This is a genomic window from Gordonia sp. (in: high G+C Gram-positive bacteria) (genome assembly GCF_012515855.1).
Classification (GTDB): Bacteria; Actinomycetota; Actinomycetes; order Mycobacteriales; family Mycobacteriaceae; genus Gordonia.
The window spans coordinates 1-1,986 of record NZ_JAAYXO010000053.1 but is presented as its reverse complement, the minus strand read 5'-3'; the positions used below and the strand labels follow the sequence as shown (position 1 = coordinate 1,986).

Here is a 1,986-nt window from a genome sequence, read left to right as displayed (position 1 = left end):
GGGTCCATCTCCGTCTCGACGTTGTACTCGCTCTCCAGGCGATAGCGGACGACGTCGAACTGGAGCGCGCCGACGGCCGCCAGCACCGGCTCGCGGCTGCCGGTTGCGACAGGGTAGAAGAGCTGAATCGCGCCCTCCTCCTCGATTTGCCCCAGCCCCTTGAGGAACTGCTTGTAGCGGTCGGCCCGAGTATGCCGCAGCAGCGCGAAGTGCTCCGGCTGGAAGCGCGGCAGCGGTGGAAAGGTACCGATGTCGTCACCGCTGATCGTATCGCCGATCGTGAAGGTGCCGGTCGAGACCAGTCCGACCACGTCACCGGCGTAGGCCTCTTCGACGACCTCGCGGTCGGAGCCGAACAGGCGCATCGGGCGGGACAGCCGCACCTTGCGCTTGAGACGCGGCACCCAGGCGTCGATGTCCCGCTCGAACCTGCCGGAGACGACGCGCATGTAGGCGACGCGGTCGCGGTGGCGCTTGTCCATGTTCGCCTGGATCTTGAACACGAAGCCGGAAAAGGTCTCGTCGGCTGGAACGATTTCAGTACCGTCGACCGTCTCCTGCGACTGCGGCGGCGGCGCCATGCCGACGAAGTGATCGAGGAAGAGCTGGACGCCGAAGTTGGTCAGGGCCGATCCGAAGCAGACCGGCGTCAGGTCGCCGGCCAGGACAGCGTCGAGGTCGAATGGCGTGCCGGCAAGATCGAGCAGCTCCAGCTCCTCGCGCAGCGTCGCCGCCTTCTCCGCGCCGAGCTGCTCGTCGAGCGTCGGGTCGTCGAGCCCGGAGAGTCGCACCGGCGCCTGCTTCGCGCCGTGCTCGGTGCGCTCGAACAGATGCACCATGCCGGAGACGCGGTCGTAGACGCCCCGAAACTCCGGACCGTCGCCGATTGGCCAGTTGAGCGGGTAGGTCTGGAGCCCGAGCGTGTTCTCGATCTCCTCCAGCAGCTCCAGGGGGTGCTGTGCGGGCCGGTCGAGCTTGTTGACGAAGGTGAAAATGGGCGTTCGCCGTCGTCGCGTGACTTCAAAGAGCTTCAGTGTCTGCGGCTCGATGCCACGAGCGGCGTCGAGCACCATCACGGCGCTGTCGACCGCGGTCAGGGTGCGGTAGGTGTCCTCCGAGAAATCCTGGTGACCGGGCGTGTCGAGCAGGTTGACGTGGTAGTCGCGATAGGGGAATGCCAGCACCGTCGAGGTGATCGAGATACCGCGCTCCTGCTCGATCTCCATCCAGTCCGATGCCGCGTGACGCTGGGTCTTTCGGGCGGTGACCGACCCCGCCAGCTGCACGGCACCGCCGTAGAGCAGCAGTTTTTCGGTCAGGGTCGTCTTGCCGGCGTCCGGATGCGAGATGATCGCGAAGGTCCGGCGGCGCATCACTTCTTCGGCCAGCGCGGGCCGGCGGCTCTGGGCGGTCTGGATCATGGTTTCCTCAACGAGATTACGCGCGGTGGGGGCAGGCTCTCGGGCCGATCGAGGTGATCGCCCGAGCGGTCACCTCGATGGTGACCTCGGTGTGACGACGAGCGTCGTCAGTATCGGCCTCGGCGCAGGTAGGTCGGCCGGATCGGATCGCTGTTGCGCACGATCGGCTTGACGTAGAGCAGGAACTCGTTGGATCCAACCTTCAGCACGCGCGTGATGTCGTACTTCGTCTGCCGGCGGGTGTCGCGGTAGGTCCCGCCCGTCTGGTACTGACCCATGCGCATGTCGCGCGTGTTGCGCGAGATGATTTCGTAGGTCAGTCGCTTGCAGTTGTTGCAGGTGATGTACTGATCGCGCTCATCGGTCGGCCCGGTGAACCCTCGCTGGGTCAGCTCGACATCGCGGCTGTGGCACCAGGGGCACTCTCGCCGTCGGGAGCGCGACTCGACATCGTGGTTGTCTACATGCTCGGTCATGTCACCCCCCTCCTGATCGAGCGGCGATGCGCGTCGGTGCGATGGCCACAACCGGCCGCGAACATATCGTGGCAACTATACCAATGTTG

Annotated in this window: 2 protein-coding genes; both read right to left on the bottom strand. The window is 65.6% G+C overall.

Going from position 1 to position 1,986, the window contains the following annotated elements; all coding sequences use genetic code 11:
- Window positions 1-1,421, bottom strand: a 1,421-nt coding sequence (locus GX543_RS03400) for a peptide chain release factor 3 (protein WP_290849790.1), incomplete at its 3' end; no start/stop codon positions are given.
- 107 nt (window positions 1,422-1,528) lie between these two features.
- Window positions 1,529-1,897, bottom strand: a complete 369-nt coding sequence (locus GX543_RS03395; protein WP_290849789.1) for a hypothetical protein — start codon at window positions 1,895-1,897, stop codon at window positions 1,529-1,531.
- Window positions 1,898-1,986 lie beyond the last annotated feature (89 nt).

What these genes read in the sequence shown, in the direction of transcription:
- GX543_RS03395 (WP_290849789.1), bottom strand. Translation starts at nt 1,897, where the DNA reads ATGACCGAGCATGTAGACAACCACGATGTCGAGTCGCGCTCCCGACGG.